General features: G+C 42.0%; 16 protein-coding genes. 12 read left to right on the forward strand and 4 right to left on the reverse strand.

The features are described 5' to 3' along the window. Positions 1-149 precede the first annotated feature (149 nt). The 5 genes from mce to gndA all read left to right on the forward strand — a co-directional run bounded on the left by mce (position 150) and on the right by gndA (position 6,420). Positions 150-572, forward strand: a complete 423-nt coding sequence (gene mce, locus ACQKL0_RS07525; protein WP_427686853.1) for a methylmalonyl-CoA epimerase — start codon at positions 150-152, stop codon at positions 570-572. Beyond that, entirely contained in the window at positions 569-2,119 is a 1,551-nt protein-coding gene (locus tag ACQKL0_RS07530) for an acyl-CoA carboxylase subunit beta (RefSeq protein ID WP_402869359.1), read from the forward strand. Before mce ends, ACQKL0_RS07530 begins: the two co-directional genes overlap by 4 nt. A gap of 147 nt (positions 2,120-2,266) precedes the next feature. Then, on the forward strand, positions 2,267-3,388 hold the full coding sequence (locus tag ACQKL0_RS07535) for a tripeptidase T (RefSeq protein WP_402956969.1): 1,122 nt from the start codon (positions 2,267-2,269) through the stop codon (positions 3,386-3,388). A gap of 328 nt (positions 3,389-3,716) precedes the next feature. Next, complete coding sequence (locus ACQKL0_RS07540; RefSeq protein WP_427686855.1) at positions 3,717-4,982, forward strand: DNA polymerase IV; 1,266 nt, start codon at positions 3,717-3,719, stop codon at positions 4,980-4,982. Positions 4,983-5,010: 28 nt separating this feature from the next. Continuing rightward, complete coding sequence (gene gndA, locus ACQKL0_RS07545) at positions 5,011-6,420, forward strand: NADP-dependent phosphogluconate dehydrogenase (RefSeq protein ID WP_402869354.1); 1,410 nt, start codon at positions 5,011-5,013, stop codon at positions 6,418-6,420. Positions 6,421-6,515: 95 nt separating this feature from the next. Here gndA and ACQKL0_RS07550 read toward each other — a convergent pair whose 3' ends face one another. Then, the gene (locus ACQKL0_RS07550; protein ID WP_402956599.1) at positions 6,516-6,689 is read right to left on the reverse strand and encodes an asparagine synthase; all 174 of its coding nucleotides are present in this window, start codon (positions 6,687-6,689) and stop codon (positions 6,516-6,518) included. Positions 6,690-6,959: 270 nt separating this feature from the next. Between ACQKL0_RS07550 and ACQKL0_RS07555 the strand changes: the two genes are divergently transcribed. Then, on the forward strand, positions 6,960-7,115 hold the full coding sequence (locus ACQKL0_RS07555; RefSeq protein ID WP_402986157.1) for a hypothetical protein: 156 nt from the start codon (positions 6,960-6,962) through the stop codon (positions 7,113-7,115). Positions 7,116-7,157: 42 nt separating this feature from the next. Here ACQKL0_RS07555 and zwf read toward each other — a convergent pair whose 3' ends face one another. Continuing rightward, positions 7,158-8,654, reverse strand: coding sequence for a glucose-6-phosphate dehydrogenase (gene zwf, locus ACQKL0_RS07560; RefSeq protein ID WP_427686857.1), 1,497 nt, complete (start codon positions 8,652-8,654; stop codon positions 7,158-7,160). Between the two features lie 216 nt (positions 8,655-8,870). Between zwf and rnz the strand changes: the two genes are divergently transcribed. The 5 genes from rnz to ACQKL0_RS07585 all read left to right on the forward strand — a co-directional run bounded on the left by rnz (position 8,871) and on the right by ACQKL0_RS07585 (position 13,719). After that, complete coding sequence (gene rnz / locus ACQKL0_RS07565) at positions 8,871-9,803, forward strand: ribonuclease Z (protein ID WP_427686859.1); 933 nt, start codon at positions 8,871-8,873, stop codon at positions 9,801-9,803. Between the two features lie 65 nt (positions 9,804-9,868). Further along, on the forward strand, positions 9,869-10,687 hold the full coding sequence (locus tag ACQKL0_RS07570) for a squalene/phytoene synthase family protein (protein ID WP_427686860.1): 819 nt from the start codon (positions 9,869-9,871) through the stop codon (positions 10,685-10,687). 205 nt (positions 10,688-10,892) lie between these two features. After that, a complete protein-coding gene (locus ACQKL0_RS07575) occupies positions 10,893-11,888 on the forward strand; it encodes an ABC transporter substrate-binding protein (RefSeq protein WP_427686862.1) in 996 nt (331 codons plus the stop codon). A gap of 33 nt (positions 11,889-11,921) precedes the next feature. Further along, the gene (locus tag ACQKL0_RS07580; protein ID WP_427650661.1) at positions 11,922-12,950 is read left to right on the forward strand and encodes an ABC transporter permease; all 1,029 of its coding nucleotides are present in this window, start codon (positions 11,922-11,924) and stop codon (positions 12,948-12,950) included. Beyond that, positions 12,925-13,719: an ABC transporter ATP-binding protein gene (locus tag ACQKL0_RS07585; protein WP_427686864.1), complete on the forward strand. Its 795-nt coding sequence runs from the start codon at positions 12,925-12,927 to the stop codon at positions 13,717-13,719. The genes ACQKL0_RS07580 and ACQKL0_RS07585 overlap by 26 nt, the downstream gene beginning before the upstream one ends. Positions 13,720-13,891: 172 nt before the next feature. On the opposite strand, the gene ACQKL0_RS07590 is transcribed toward ACQKL0_RS07585, so the two are convergent. Next, entirely contained in the window at positions 13,892-14,443 is a 552-nt protein-coding gene (locus ACQKL0_RS07590; protein ID WP_402956605.1) for a MerR family transcriptional regulator, read from the reverse strand. 203 nt (positions 14,444-14,646) lie between these two features. Here ACQKL0_RS07590 and ACQKL0_RS07595 point away from each other — a divergent pair, with 203 nt between their 5' ends. Continuing rightward, positions 14,647-14,784: a hypothetical protein gene (locus tag ACQKL0_RS07595; protein WP_427650660.1), complete on the forward strand. Its 138-nt coding sequence runs from the start codon at positions 14,647-14,649 to the stop codon at positions 14,782-14,784. A 36-nt stretch (positions 14,785-14,820) separates the two neighbouring features. Here ACQKL0_RS07595 and proC read toward each other — a convergent pair whose 3' ends face one another. After that, complete coding sequence (proC, locus tag ACQKL0_RS07600) at positions 14,821-15,666, reverse strand: pyrroline-5-carboxylate reductase (protein WP_402986145.1); 846 nt, start codon at positions 15,664-15,666, stop codon at positions 14,821-14,823. Positions 15,667-15,724: the final 58 nt, after the last annotated feature.

Here is a 15,724-nt window from a genome sequence, read left to right on the forward strand (position 1 = left end):
TATGATTATTTTCATTTTAACTTGAACATATAGGAGAAACAAGCAAAAGTGCAATATTCTCATTATTCAAAAGAATGATATAGTTACATAATGAATTGATAGAAAATTCAATAGAGTGAAAATAGTACATAATATGGGGGAATAGTAAAATGATTAAGAATATTGATCATATCGGGATTGCGGTTAAATCAATACATGAAGCCTTGCCGCTTTACACTGAAACATTGAAATTGAAGCTTGAAGGAATAGAAACGGTTGAGAGCCAAGGCGTTAAAGTGGCATTTATCCTAGCAGGGAATACTCGTTTAGAGTTATTGGAAGCGTTATCTCCTGATAGTGCCGTCGCTAAATTCATTGAAAAACGGGGTGAAGGGATTCACCATGTGGCTTTGGGTGTAGAGCAAATAGAGGATCGAATCCAGGAAATAAAAGAATCCGGTCTTCGTATGATTGATGAGACTTCAAGAAAAGGGGCACATCACGCAGATGTCGCTTTTATCCATCCTAAATCGACGTCGGGTGTCCTATATGAGCTATGTGAAAGAACTGAATTAAAGGAGGAGCAAAAATGACTGATATCTATGAAACTATCAATGACTTGTACGATCGACGCCGAAAGGTAGAAATGGGCGGAGGGGAAGATAGAATTGAAAAGCAACACGAAAAAGGAAAACTAACGGCGAGGGAAAGAATCGAACTTCTAGTGGATGAGGGTACCTTCGTTGAGCTGAATCCCTTTATCAAACACCGGAACACCAATTTTGGCATGGAAAAAGCAGAAGGACCGGGAGAAGGAGTAGTAACTGGTTATGGGAAAGTCAATGGTCGTGACATTTACCTGTTCTCTCAAGACTTTACAGTATTTGGTGGGGCGCTCGGAGAAATGCATGCTCTGAAAATTGCCAATGTTATGGATTTGGCTGCGGAAAATGGTGCTCCCTTCATCGGGTTGAACGATTCTGGCGGAGCTCGGATTCAGGAAGGGGTTGTCTCCCTTGATGGATACGGTCAAATTTTCTATCGTAATTCGATATATTCTGGTGTGATCCCTCAGATTTCTGTCATATTAGGTCCATGTGCAGGTGGCGCGGTTTATTCACCAGCCATTACGGATTTTGTTTTCATGGTTGAGAAAACAAGCCAGATGTTCATTACAGGACCGAAAGTTATCGAAACGGTGACAGGGGAAAAAATTTCATCTGAAGGATTAGGTGGAGCGAAGGTACATAACACGGTCAGTGGTAATGCTCATTTCATGGGTGCTTCGGAGGAAGAGGTTTTAGCTGATGTTAAACGTCTTTTAAGCTATCTCCCGCAAAACAACCAAGAAAAGCCACCGGCTCTTGAAGCGACAGATGAAGACGACTATCGTCCAGATCTAACGGATGTTGTCCCATATGAAGGCATTCGTCCATACGATGTCCGAAAAGTGGTCAATCAAATTGTCGACGAGGATTCATTTATGGAAGTGCAAGCAGGGTTTGCGAAGAATATCGTGGTTGGTCTAGCACGCATTAAAGGAAAATCAGTGGGACTTATTTGTAACCAGCCTAAAGTGTTGGCTGGTGGACTCGATATTGATTCATCTGATAAAGCTGCCAGGTTCATACGATTCTGTGATTCATTCAATATACCATTGATCACTTTTGAAGATGTTTCTGGATTTTTCCCTGGCGTTAAACAAGAACATGGTGGGATCATCCGCCATGGTGCGAAACTTTTATATGCCTATTCAGAAGCAACTGTGCCAAAGTTAACGATCATACTCCGTAAAGCCTATGGTGGTGCTTATGTGGCCCTCAATAGTAAATCCATCGGGGCAGACCTTACGTTTGCTTGGCCAAATGCTGAAATTGCGGTGATGGGATCAGCTGGAGCTGCAAACATCATATTTGCCCGTGAAATTAAAAATAGTGAGAATCCTGAAGCCACACGTGCAGAGAAAATTGAGGAATATCGTGAAAAGTTTGCAAATCCATATGTAGCGGCAAGTCTTGGAATGGTTGATGATGTTATTGACCCTCGTGAAACAAGAATTAAAATCATCCAATCGCTTGAAATGCTACGTAATAAAAAAGAAACCCGTCCCTGGAAAAAACACGGGAATATTCCGTTGTAAGTACCAGTATGAGGGGAGCCTGAAACCAGGCTCCTTTTTTTGCTTTTATATGTTTTTATTGAAAGGAGATCTTCCTATCGGATTATTTGCCGGGTAACGGCTTTAGAGATATACTTATAAAGGATTACTTTTATGGAGGTTTAAATGATGATTAATGAAGAACGGTTAGTTAGTGAATTCTTTGAATTGGTGCAAATTGATTCAGAAACTAAAAATGAAGCAGCAATAGCTAAAGTTTTAAAAGAAAAGTTCACGGCACTTGGCGTGGATGTTTTTGAAGATGATACAATGTCTGTTACAGGTCATGGGGCTGGTAATTTAATTTGTACGCTGAAAGGCACGAAACCTGGCGTAGATACCATTTATTTCACATCACATATGGATACGGTCGTACCAGGTAACGGTATCAAACCGTCTATTAAAGATGGATACATAGTGTCAGATGGAACGACAATTCTAGGGGCAGATGACAAAGCAGGTTTATCTGTTATGTTAGAAACGTTGAAAGTGATTAAGGAGCAGAATATTGAGCACGGAACAATTGAGTTCATCATTACCGTTGGTGAAGAATCAGGGTTAGTAGGAGCAAAAGCTCTAGATCGTTCTCTTGTAACTGCAAAATACGGCTTTGCTCTTGACAGTGATGGTAAAGTTGGGAATATCGTCGTTGCTGCCCCTACTCAAGCAAAGGTAGCCGCAACCATTTTAGGCAAGACTGCCCATGCTGGCGTAGCTCCTGAAAAAGGGGTTTCTGCCATTACGATTGCTGCCAAAGCCATTTCAAGAATGCCTTTAGGCCGCATTGATGATGAAACGACAGCCAATATCGGACGTTTCCAAGGTGGACAACAAACGAATATCGTTTGTGATCATGTGGAAATTTTATCAGAAGCAAGATCATTGGTTCCTGAAAAAATGGAAAAACAAGTAGCAAGAATGAAAGAAGCTTTCGAGACTGCTGCCATCGAAATGGGCGGACGGGCCGAAGTGAAAGTCAATGTCATGTATCCAGGCTTTAAATATGGAGCAGGTGACCATGTGGTGGAAGTTGCAAGAAAAGCGGCAGAGAAAATTGGCCGTCCATGCGAATTGGTGAAAAGCGGCGGCGGTAGTGATGCAAATGTAATTGCTGGATTTGGCATTCCTACGGTTAATCTAGCAGTCGGCTATGAAGACATTCATACAACGAATGAAAGAATTCCAGTGGAAGAATTGACAAAGTTGGCTGAAATGGTCATCAGTATCATTCAGGAAGTTTCCGCAGAATAATTACGCGAAGATGGATGAAGCCATTTTCCCCGAGAATATCGTAAATTGGCTTGTTAGCCACAAAAAACCCAATATAGGTAGTGTGTAGCGAATATTGGAAGTCACTTGTCACATTAATAATGATCCCAAAAACTCGTTCATCTTTAGTTGACATAAAAGGGCTACAGGAATATATGTACAGTCATCAGTAATATGATGACTGTTTTTCTTAGAATGAAGCACTACTTCAATGGTTATCAAGGTTAGATTGGGGTATCTTAATGAAGAAGATTTAGTTTATATGGACCCAATTTCCTGAGATTTGTACCAACAAGGATGTGACAGTCACATGAAGGATATGTATCCTAAAAATGGAAAGGTCATTCTCCATGTAGACATGAATAGTTTCTATGCATCTGTGGAAATGTCCTATGATGAATCATTGAAAGGGAAGCCATTAGCGATTGCCGGTAATGTTGAAGAAAGAAAGGGAATCATCGTTACCTGTAGTTATGAAGCCAGAAAGTATGGGGTTAAAACGACCATGCCCATTTGGCAGGCCAAAAAACTATGCCCTCAATTAATCATTAAAAAGCCGAATTTCGATCGATATCGAAAGGCTTCCCTCGCCATATTTGAAGTATTGCGTCAGTATACGGTAATAGTTGAACCTGTTTCCATCGATGAAGGGTATCTGGATATCAGTGGGTGTGCAGAATGGGGTTCACCTTTGGAAATTGCCAAAAGTATTCAAGAGCGTATATATAATACAATGGATCTCCCTTGTAGCATTGGCATTGCCCCAAATAAATTTTTGGCTAAAACAGCATCGGATATGAAAAAGCCGATGGGCATCACGGTTCTAAGGAAAAGAGATGTTCCTAAGGTTCTCTGGCCCTTACAGGTGGTGGAGATGCATGGGATTGGCGGTAAAACGGCAGAAAAACTCCAGACAATCGGTATCCAGACAATCGGAGACCTGGCCAAGGCCAACGAAACCCAGTTAAAACAGTTGCTAGGGATAAATGGCATCCGTTTGAAGGAACGGGCTAACGGAATGGATTCTCGACTTGTTGATCCAGAGGCCATTTTTGACCATAAAAGCATTGGGAACTCGACAACCCTGCCTAAGGATACTACCAATCAAAGAGAGCTGGTCGGGGTATTGGAGAAGCTTTCGGAAAAAGTTGCAGTACGTTTGAAGAATAAACGTTTGCTAGGTCAGAAGATTGGAGTGACCATCCGTTATAAAGATCGGAGGACCATTACAAGAAGTAAGATGGTTTCCAATCCATTTTTTGAAAAAACGGATATTTTGGATTGGGCTACTGAGCTGTTTTTGAAGAACTGGAATGGAGAGGCCATTCGCCTGTTAGGTGTAACGGCTTATGATGTCATTGAAAAAGAATCTGCATTCAAACAACTCGATATCTTTTCCTTTGAAGAGGATGCTGACAAAGAACCTTTATACGAAGTGATGGAACACTTGCAAAATAAGTATGGAGAAAATATTATTAAAAAGGGCCTTACTTTGAAAGAACGGTCAATTGGTACGAATACCAGTTTTAGCAAAGACTTTTTTGAGCGAACCAGAAGTAAAAATGGACTAAGGTGACATACATCCAAATGAAGGGAAGGTAATCATGACAAAACAACAAATTGGCGTTATCGGACTTGCTGTAATGGGTAAGAACCTTGCATTTAATATCGAAAGCAGAGGGTATTCAATTTCCGTGTATAATCGTTCCGCTGCAAAGACGGACGAAATGATGGAAGAAGCGAAAGGCAAAAATGTAGTACCGGCATATACGCTTGAAGAATTCGTGAATTCGCTTCAAACACCAAGAAAAATTCTATTGATGGTAAAAGCGGGTGCCGCTACGGATGCAACCATTGATCAACTTAAGCCGCTTCTTGAAAAAGGGGACATCGTCATTGATGGCGGGAATACGTTCTACAAGGACACGCAGCGCCGCAATGAGGAATTGAGTGAACTTGGTATTCATTTCATTGGAACTGGTGTCTCAGGAGGGGAAGAAGGAGCCCTGACTGGTCCTTCCATCATGCCAAGCGGGCAGAAGGAAGCATATGATTTGGTAGCGCCGATCTTGAAGGATATTTCTGCCAAGGTTGATGGGGATGCATGTTGTACATATATCGGACCAGGTGGTGCCGGACATTATGTGAAGATGGTGCATAATGGAATTGAGTATGGTGATATGCAGCTGATTTCGGAATCTTATTTCCTTTTGAAAAATCTTCTGGGTCTGTCCGCTGAAGAATTTCATGAGGTGTTCACTGAATGGAATAAGGGAGAGTTGGATAGCTATCTTATTGAAATCACTGCTGACATTTTCAAACGCTATGATGAAGAGACAGGTAAGCCCATGGTCGATGTCATTTTAGATAAAGCTGGCCAAAAAGGTACAGGTAAATGGACGAGCCAAAGTGCACTGGATCTTGGTGTACCACTTCCAATCATAACGGAATCCGTTTTTGCACGATACATTTCAGCCATAAAAGAAGAGCGGGTAGAAGCAAGCAAGGTCCTCAGCGGTCCGGAAGCTAAATTTACCGGCGATAAAAAGGCTTTGATTGAAAGCATTCGCAAAGCGCTTTATATGAGTAAAATTTGTTCGTATGCACAAGGCTTCGCTCAAATGAAGGCTGCATCTGAAGAGAATAACTGGAACCTTCAATATGGGGACATCGCGATGATTTTCCGTGGGGGCTGCATCATCCGTGCTCAGTTCCTGCAAAAAATCAAAGATGCATATGATCGCGAGGCAAACTTGAACAACTTGCTTCTAGATCCTTATTTCCAAGAAATTGCCGAAAATTATCAAGGAGCTTTGCGTGAAGTGGTCTCTACCGCTGTGTTGAACGGCATTCCAGTTCCTTGCTTGTCTTCTGCACTCGCTTATTTCGATAGCTACCGTACAGAAACGCTTCCGGCCAATTTAATTCAAGCTCAACGCGATTACTTTGGAGCACATACGTATGAACGGATCGATAAAGAAGGTACCTTCCACACTGAATGGATGGACAAATAATCAAAAAAACTGGCTGGAATAGACATTCTATTTTAGCCAGTTTTTTTATTCGACAACTTAAAAAGAAGGAAGCACAAGTGTGCTCCCTTCTTCTACTAACGTCGATGCTCAACAAGGTCAATGACCCCTAATACAACATGTGCCAATCCGAAACCAAAAACCGTATTAGCGACCATCTTGTTTGAGCCACGGTTCTGCTTCATGGCATAACCTGCAGCAGTTACGGCAGTTCCTAACGCTGTTGGAATTAATCCTTCACGAACATCCATCGTAAAATCCCTCCGCATCGGTTAGTAGTGGTATTCAGATAAAGAACACCATTTATATTGTTACCACAGCTGGACGGTATCATTCGGCTATATGGAAAAAGGAGAGATGAAATAATAAACTGAACTCAATGAAAAAATGGGTACTTTGTATATTTCTTTTTTATGCCGAAAGTAGTAAGATTTATAGCAACCATCTTTAACAGTTTATGTACCTGTATAAAATGTATGGGATGATGAGCGTATAGTGAAGCAAGAAAAGGAGTGGTTGAATTGATGCACTTCATCTGGATGATCGTAGCCCTTGTTTTATTTTTTGTGGTTATTGAATCAAGTGTGACTTTTTGGCTTAATCATGGAACAGATTCAGAATCGAAGGATTTTATCCATGCCATTCGAGAGAAAATCATCAAAAAGAGTGCCTCATAAAATAGAGAAGAGGATGCAGGTTCACTGCATCCTCTTATTAGTTTACTGATTTTTTCTTTTTTCTTTTTCGATTTGCCACCAAACATGTCCATCTTCTGCTAAAAGCTCATCGGATGCTTTTGGTCCTGTCGAACCCGCTTCATAATTGGGGAAAGATGCTTCTTTCGTATTTTCCCAGGCATTCGAAATGGTATCGACAAATTTCCAAGAAAGTGCGACCTCATCCCAATGTGTAAAGTTTGTGGCATCTCCACGCATGCTATCAAATAAAAGCTTTTCGTAAGCTTCAGGTGAATTGATATGTTCGATTCCTTTGTTGGAAACCGTCAATTTCACTGGCTTCGTATTCATCGTCGTTCCCGATTTCTTCACATTTAAGTAAAGGGAAATACCCTCTTCAGGTTGGATATGGATGACAAGAAGGTTTGGTTGCAAGGTTTCTTCGGTTTTGTAATAGAGATTCATTGGAATGTCTTTAAATTGAACAACGATTTTCGTTGATTTTACATCCATTCTTTTACCAGTACGGATATAAAAAGGAACACCCGCCCAGCGGAAGTTATCAATCATCAATTTACCCGCAACATAGGTTTCTGTATTAGATTCAGGATCGACATTCAATTCATCACGATAAGCAGGGAGTGTTTGTTCCCCTACCGTACCTGAGCCATATTGACCACGGACGAAATATTCTTTGACTTCGTCCACTTTCATTTGTCGGAGTGACCGTAATGCTCGGACCTTTTCGCTGCGGACTTCTTCGGTAGTCAAGGCAATCGGAGGTTCCATGGCAAGCAGGGCGACCATTTGCAATAAATGGTTTTGGACCATGTCCCGTAAGGCGCCACTCGTTTCATAATAACGCCCACGTTCCTCGACCCCAAGTGTTTCACTTGAAGTAACTTGGATGTTGGAAATATAACGGTTATTCCATAGTGGTTCGAATAAGGCATTGGAAAAACGGATGACTTCAATGTTTTGTACCATTTCTTTGCCCAGGTAATGGTCGATTCGATAAATTTCATCTTCAGCAAATGCGGTACGTATTTGCTCATTCAAGATTTGTGCTGTTTCAAAACTGTGCCCAAATGGCTTTTCGATGACAAGGCGTTTGTAACCCTTGGTATCGGTCAAGCCTTGGGCTTTTACCTGTTCGGCAATGGTTCCGAAAAACTCCGGTGCCATCGCTAAATAAAAGATACGATTGCCTTCCAGATCATACTGGCCGTCTAAATTATCAGCAACCTGCTTTAATTGTAAATAGGACTCTGAACTAGTTACATCATGTGAATGATAGTGGAAATGGGAAACGAATTCATCGACCTTTTCCTCCGCATGTCCAAATGTCAGGATGGAGTCTTTTACACTTGCTTGAAACTCAGTATTGGTTAATGGCCTTCTGGCGACACCCACCACTGCGAATTTATTGATTTTTTCCTTTTGGAATAGTCGATATATCGAAGGAAACAGCTTTCGTTTCGCTAAATCTCCGGTAGCGCCAAAAATCATGATTAATGCTGTAGGTTTATTTTCTGTCATGTTAGAACCTCAACTTTCTGTAATTTCTGTCTTAAAGTTGGATATGTACTAATTCTTAATTTTACGGTTAGCTTTCCCTCAAAGCAATCTATTTGCGCATTTTTTCGTAATTTCATTAAAATCTTCAAAGAGACCGAATTTTAAAAGTTGAAAAATGAATCAGGGCCTCTGTTATGCTATAGTAAGGTATAAAGTTTTTGCAACGGAGGTAGGAATGTGGATTTTGTTTTTTTAGGAACGGGTGCTGGTGTTCCGGCAAAGGCGCGCAATGTGACGGCAATCGCCCTTCAATTATTAGAAGAACGGGGAAAAGTATGGCTTTTTGATTGCGGGGAAGCGACACAGCATCAAATTTTAAAAACGGCGGTTAAACCACGTAAAATTGAAAAGATTTTCATAACGCATTTGCATGGTGACCACATCTTTGGTCTTCCTGGTCTTTTAAGCAGCAGGTCTTTTCAGGGTGGAGTCGAAAAATTGACGGTGTACGGCCCAAAAGGCATTGATGCTTATATCACGACGAGTTTACAAGTGAGTGCCACTCATTTGAAATATCCATTGGAAATCATTGAAATTGAGGAAGGCGTCATATTCGAAGATGACCAGTTTACCGTGACGGCCCTGGAACTTGATCATGGCATTTATAGTGTCGGTTACCGAATCGTGGAAAAAGATCGGCAGGGGAGTTTACTGGTTGACCAGTTGCGTAAACAAGGAGTGCCACCGGGTCCCCTTTATAAAGCATTGAAAAATGGGGAATCGGTCCGTCTTGAAGATGGCCGGACCATTAATGGGAAAGACTATCTTAGTGCACCACAGAAGGGCAGAATTATTACGATACTTGGTGATACTAGGGTTTGCTACAATGCTCTCGTCCTTGCCGACTCAGCTGATTATCTCATCCATGAAGCAACCTTTTCTGCGGAAGAAACGGAATTGGCAACGGCCTATTTCCATTCAACTACTATACAAGCGGCTGAAACTGCCAAAAAAGCGGGGGTTAAGCACCTTGTTTTAACACATATCTCCTCACGCTATACTCTTGAGGATGCAGAACGGTTAAAAGAGGAAAGCAGTGCAATCCTTTCGAATACAACCATGGCAGAAGATTTATTGTCGATTAAAATCCCTTTATATGTACAAGAATAGGGAAATCATTACGATTATTTGGTATAATAGTTCAATTGCTTATTGGATATAAGGAGGGTGAAAAAATGACTGAACAAAATAATTTACATAACAAGGCGATGGATTTTCTTTTGAAAACAAGTCGTACTTTTTTTATCCCTATTAGTTACTTGCCATCAGGATTACAGGAAGCCATTGGTTCGGCATATCTTTGCATGCGGGCCATTGATGAAATTGAAGACCACCCGAATCTAGGTGCCGAAGATAAAATCGCCCTATTGCAGGCTGTTAGCAGCCTATTGAAAACCGATTATCGTAAAGAGGACATCCAGGATGTTTTTGAACCATATAAGGATGTGCTTCCGGAAGTGACCTTGCAACTTGGAGATTGGATGGATTATTGTCCTCCAGGTGTGCTTGGTAAGGTCCTTGAGTCTACCAAGGAAATGGCTGAAGGCATGGCGAAGTGGGTTTCGAAGAATTGGCTAATACATGATAAGGAAGAGCTTGATGAGTATACCTATTATGTCGCTGGTTTAGTTGGGGTGATGCTCTCTGATATTTGGAAATGGTATGATGGAACAGATACGGATCGCAATCTTGCCATTGCATTTGGACAGGGCCTACAAACGGTCAACATCCTACGGAACCGTGAAGAAGATGCAGAACGCGGCGTGAATTTTTATCCGAATGGATGGGGCTTCAAAGAGATGCTGAGCCATACAGAATATAATCTTGAATTGGCGGATAGGTACATCGAAGACATCGAGACAAAGGATATTGTCCATTTCTGTAAAATTCCTTTGGAATTGGCTAAAGCTACTTTGAAGGCGTTAAAAGAAGGAAAAGAAAAAATCGATCGGTCAACGGTTACCACTATCGTAAACCAGGTCGTCGATAATTAAGAAGAGCCAGCTACTGTATAAAGTTTATACAACTTTATACAGTAGCTTTTTTATTACTTCATAAATGTAATCGTAAAATTCTAAAAATTTAAAAAATATATTGGAATAGTGGCAGTAAACGATTATAATTTAGTACATAAAAGCGGAAAAGTTGACTTCGTTAGAGAGACAGAATTTTTAAAAAAGAGAAAAGCGGAGGAACATTATGAAAAAGAGATTATATTCAACGGCAGCCTTGACCTTGATTACTGGAATTTTACTTACAGGGTGTGGAAATGAAAACGAGAAAGACTCGGCAAAAAACGAAAGTGATAAGGATGCTTTCAAAGTCGGAGTGACACAAATCGTTCAGCACGATTCTTTGGATCAAGCATATGAAGGGTTTCAGGCTGCTTTGAAGGATAGTGACATTAAAGCAAAATATGATCTCCAAATTGCTCAGGGCGATCAAAACAACAGCCAGACGATAGCGAATAACTTTGTCGGGGATAAAGTGGATTTGATTTTTGCTAACTCGACGCCAAGCGCTTTAAGTTCATTGAATGCGACTAAAGATATTCCAATCGTCTTCACTTCTGTAACTGATCCAGTAGCTGCGGAACTTGTTACGTCCATGGAGAAACCAGGTGGAAATGTGACAGGTACGACCGATTCTCATCCGGATGCCATCAAAAATTCCATGAAGTTCCTGGCAGAAGAGCTTGGAGCGAAAACAATCGGGACGGTTTACAATACGGGCGAACAAAATTCAGTCGTTCAAATTAAAAACGTGAAAGCGGAGGCAAAAAAAGCGGGCTTGAAGGTCGTGGAAGCATCCGTCTCGACTTCAGCCGAAGTTAAGCAGGCAACGGAATCGTTGATTGGAAAAGCGGATGCTTTCTATATCATTACGGATAATACAGTAGTTTCAGCGTTAGAATCGGTGATTTCGGTAGCGAATGACCAGGATATCCCCTTATTTGTCGGGGAACTTGATTCCGTGAATGCAGGCGGTTTCGCAGCATATGGCTTCAGTTACTATGATATTGGCTACGAAGCAGGCCAGAAAGCGGTAGAAATATTAAAAGATGATAAAAAACCAGGTGATATCGCGGTTCAATATCCTCAAAAACTAAAATTGGTGATTAATGAAACAGCTGCAAAGGAAATGGGTGTTGAAATAAAAGAAGAATGGAAAGCAAATGCTGAGTTTGTTAAATAAGCTTTTGCGTTATTCCAGGGAAGGAAGATAAAAATGCCAACAGCCATATTTAACTCTTTTGAATCTGGAATGATCTATGCGATCATGGCACTTGGAGTCTATTTGACATTCAGAATTCTCGATTTCCCGGACATGACGGTCGAAGGTAGCTTCGTGACAGGAGCTTCTGTCGCCGCTATTATGATCGTCAATGGTTTCTCGCCGATTATGGCCACGTTTTGCGCCATGCTTGCCGGATTTGTGGCAGGGACGATGACAGGGCTGCTGCATACAAAAGGGAAGATAAATCCGCTTCTTGCCGGTATTTTAATGATGATTGCGCTCTTTTCCATTAACTTAAGGATCATGGGGGCTTCGAACATTCCCTTGCTTTCTCAAACGACGATTATCACGAACATCTCAGAAGCATGGTCTCATACTGGTTTGGATCAAATGTTTAATGGGATTTTTTCAATCATTGGCCTTGGTGATAGTTTGCCAAAAACATGGGGCATTCTCATTGTCATGTTTATTGTAGTAGTAATGATTCAAATGGGGATGTCCGCCTTTTTAAAAACGGATGTAGGCCTTGCGCTTCGGGCAACTGGTGACAATGAAGCGATGGTCAAGAGTTTTTCCGCTCATACAGGGAATATGAAGATATTAGGCCTTGCCATCGGGAATGCCCTAGTTGCTTTCTCTGGTGCTTTAGTTGCCCAGTACAATGGTTTTAGCGATATTGGGATGGGAATCGGGATCATCGTAATCGGTCTGGCCTCCGTCATCATCGGGGAAGCGTTATTTGGCGCAAAAACGATTGTACGCGCCACGCTAGCTGTCATTGGGGGAGCCATCATATATCGTATCGTCGTTACATTGGCGCTACGTGTAAAATTCCTTGATACGGGTGATGTGAAATTAATCACTGCGCTTATTGTAATCGGTGCCTTAGTCATCCCGCAAATTTCCGAAAAACAAAAAGAAAAAGGTCGTAAGAAAAAAAGACTCAAAGAATTGCAACTGCGCCGTATTGAGTCTACAAAGGGGGAAGAGGAATTTGCTGCAGCTAAATCAGATCTATAAGGTCTTCAATGAAGGGACTCCGGATGAAAAGCTTGCCCTTGGCAATCTGGATTTACAGCTGTCAAAAGGTGAATTTGTAACGGTCATAGGCAGTAATGGTGCTGGGAAGTCCACGTTGATGAATATGATTTCCGGTAAGACCCTTCCCGATGCTGGTGATGTCATCATTGATGGCCAAAATGTATCATCGATTGAAGAATATAAGCGGGCGAAAATGATTGGGCGGGTTTTCCAGGACCCCATGCTCGGAACGGCCCCGCACATGACCATTGAAGAAAATATGGCCATCGCGTATGGCAGGACGAATCGAAGGGGTCTTGGCTTTGGGGTAACGAAAAGACGGAAAGAGCTTTTTAACGATAGCCTGAGTACACTCCATTTAGGATTGGAAAATCGGATGAATGCAAAAGTGGGGTTATTATCGGGAGGGGAGCGTCAGGCATTATCGTTATTGATGGCGACCTTCACCGATCCGAAAATCCTGCTTCTCGATGAACATACAGCTGCTCTCGATCCATCCAGGGCAGAGCTTGTTACAAGCCTGACGAAGGAAATTGTTGAAAAGAACCGGTTAACTACATTGATGGTGACTCACAATATGCAGCAGGCCATCGATCTTGGTGATTCTTTAATCATGATGGATAAAGGCCAAATCATTTTCGAGGCAAGAGGCCCGAGAAAACAGGCACTGACTGTTGATAAGCTCTTGAATGAATTCCAGCGTATCAAGGGTGAAAAAATGCTAAATGACCGTGCGGTGTTGATATAAAGTGAAAGAGGCCTAGCGCTCAAGGTGAATGACCTTGGACCGAGGCCTCTTTTTTCGGCGGAATCGGAAGGGTTTACTATCGAGTGACTGAGTCTCGCCTTACGGAAGGCCAAGAGAACGGGTTGACTGCAGAGGACAGTGGACGTTCGGAGAGAATGCAAGGTCCTCCTGCTTAATCGCTATCAGCTGTGCTCCAAGGAGAATTGTCATCTTTTTTGGTTCCAAAAAAGTTTCTCATGAAGGACTTTTTCTTTGTTTTTTTAGCGGCGGCAGCTTCTTCGGTAGCGAGATAAAAATCTGCTGGTGGAATGGTGGCCGCTTCTAATGCTTCAATACGGGCTTCAAGTTTAGTGACGAGCTTATGCATGTCTTCCATTTCACTTCTATGCTGTAATAGTTGATAGGAAACAACGTCATCCGCTTTTGTTTTCAGACTTTTTTCGAGCCTGGAGACTCTTTCGTTTAGGTGATCTTGTCCTTTTTCCGACTCAATAGGTTGTTTAACAGTGGCCTTTCTGGTCTTCTTTTCTGAAATGCTCACCTTTTGTAAGACCACTCCCTCGTTCAGCTGGTCTTGGATTTTCCTCAATAAGTCAATATCCTCCTCCGAAAACTGGTAATGACCTAGCTGATTCCGTTCTACTTCCATGTTCAATTGGGTAACCCAGCGTTGAATGGTACTATGAGAAACGTTCAATAACTTGGCAACTGCACTTGTATTCATCTAGATTCCCCTCCTTTTGGTTGTAGAATTCTAGATAAAAGAAGCGATTCCTTTGCCGTTGACAAAACAAGTACTGATTCGCCAAAGATAGTGGATTTCCTACCTGTTTTTGCTGCCATGTCGATTTTATTTACCGGTACCGTCGTATTTCCAGTGGGTGTTCTTCCCGACGTAATATAATCATTTTGATGGGGAAAACGTATTTGCCAAGTAAGCTGGATAAGCGGGAAGGCGATTTAGAAATATTCCATTTGAAATATGGGTTAATTAATCAGGAAGAATGGATGACAGGTTCTCTTCGTTATCTTAGTCATGGCCATTTAGACACAATAGGCTGTTAACTCCCATTTGGGAGTCAACAGCCTGTTTACTTATTATTATTGGGGAACTACATATTTAGCCAGCTCTTTACTGATTTGATCTCCCATTCGCTTGGATTGCTCGGTGGCATCTTGAACACAGGAGATAAATGCTTCTTGTACCTGATGGGCTTGAAGTGCTTTCAGGCCAGCTTCCGTGGTCCCTCCCGGTGAAGTGACTTCTTTTCGCAGTACCGCTGGTGTTTTTGGCGATTTCTGCAGCATTTCGGCTGCACCGGTTAATGTCTGAAGGATTAATTGCTTTGCTGTTACGGCATCAAGGCCAATGGATTCCGCGGATCTTTCCAGAGCCTCGACCAGATAATAAATATAAGCGGGACCGCTTCCGGATAAGCCCGTTACGGCATCAAGCTGTGTTTCTTCGACGATGGCAACCGAGCCCACCGTTTCGAATAGTGTGATGGCCGTCTGCAATTGCGATTCAGTTGTATGTGCATTGGCCGACAGGGCAGTGGCTGACTGTCCGACGGCTGCCGATGTATTAGGCATAGCCCTTACGATGGCGACCGGTTTGGCTGCAATCCCTTCAAGGCTTACCGTATGGACCCCTGCCACAACGGAAATGATTAGCATATCTTCCCGGATGTATTCCTTTATGGATTGCATCGTGGTTAAAATATCTTTTGGCTTTACTGCAAGTACTACTATGTTCGCATTCTCTAGTAGTTGCGGAAGAGACCGTGTTGGGGTAACCCCATATTGTTCTGTTAGATAAGTGAATCGTTCATCATTTTTCTTGTTGGTCACAAAAATGTCAGCCGGGTTTATTACTTGCTGAGTGACCAAACCGGAAATGATTGCTTCGGCCATTGATCCAGCCCCGATAAAAGCTATTTTTTTCATTTCACTCACTCCTTTAATGCATACTAGTAACGGTCAGTTTTCCCAAATAAAATAAAAA

Origin of the sequence: Peribacillus sp. NPDC097264 (assembly GCF_050277925.1) — a bacterium.
Lineage (GTDB): Bacteria > Bacillota > Bacilli > Bacillales > DSM-1321 > Peribacillus.

Excerpts from the sequence above, each read along its gene's own strand:
- mce (WP_427686853.1), top strand. The coding sequence starts at position 150 with ATGATTAAGAATATTGATCATATCGGGATTGCGGTTAAATCAATACAT.
- ACQKL0_RS07530 (WP_402869359.1), top strand. The coding sequence starts at position 569 with ATGACTGATATCTATGAAACTATCAATGACTTGTACGATCGACGCCGA.
- ACQKL0_RS07535 (WP_402956969.1), top strand. The coding sequence starts at position 2,267 with ATGATTAATGAAGAACGGTTAGTTAGTGAATTCTTTGAATTGGTGCAA.
- ACQKL0_RS07540 (WP_427686855.1), top strand. The coding sequence starts at position 3,717 with ATGAAGGATATGTATCCTAAAAATGGAAAGGTCATTCTCCATGTAGAC.
- gndA (WP_402869354.1), top strand. The coding sequence starts at position 5,011 with ATGACAAAACAACAAATTGGCGTTATCGGACTTGCTGTAATGGGTAAG.
- ACQKL0_RS07550 (WP_402956599.1), bottom strand. The coding sequence starts at position 6,689 with ATGGATGTTCGTGAAGGATTAATTCCAACAGCGTTAGGAACTGCCGTA.
- zwf (WP_427686857.1), bottom strand. The coding sequence starts at position 8,654 with ATGACAGAAAATAAACCTACAGCATTAATCATGATTTTTGGCGCTACC.
- ACQKL0_RS07570 (WP_427686860.1), top strand. The coding sequence starts at position 9,869 with ATGACTGAACAAAATAATTTACATAACAAGGCGATGGATTTTCTTTTG.
- ACQKL0_RS07575 (WP_427686862.1), top strand. The coding sequence starts at position 10,893 with ATGAAAAAGAGATTATATTCAACGGCAGCCTTGACCTTGATTACTGGA.
- ACQKL0_RS07580 (WP_427650661.1), top strand. The coding sequence starts at position 11,922 with ATGCCAACAGCCATATTTAACTCTTTTGAATCTGGAATGATCTATGCG.
- ACQKL0_RS07590 (WP_402956605.1), bottom strand. The coding sequence starts at position 14,443 with ATGAATACAAGTGCAGTTGCCAAGTTATTGAACGTTTCTCATAGTACC.
- proC (WP_402986145.1), bottom strand. The coding sequence starts at position 15,666 with ATGAAAAAAATAGCTTTTATCGGGGCTGGATCAATGGCCGAAGCAATC.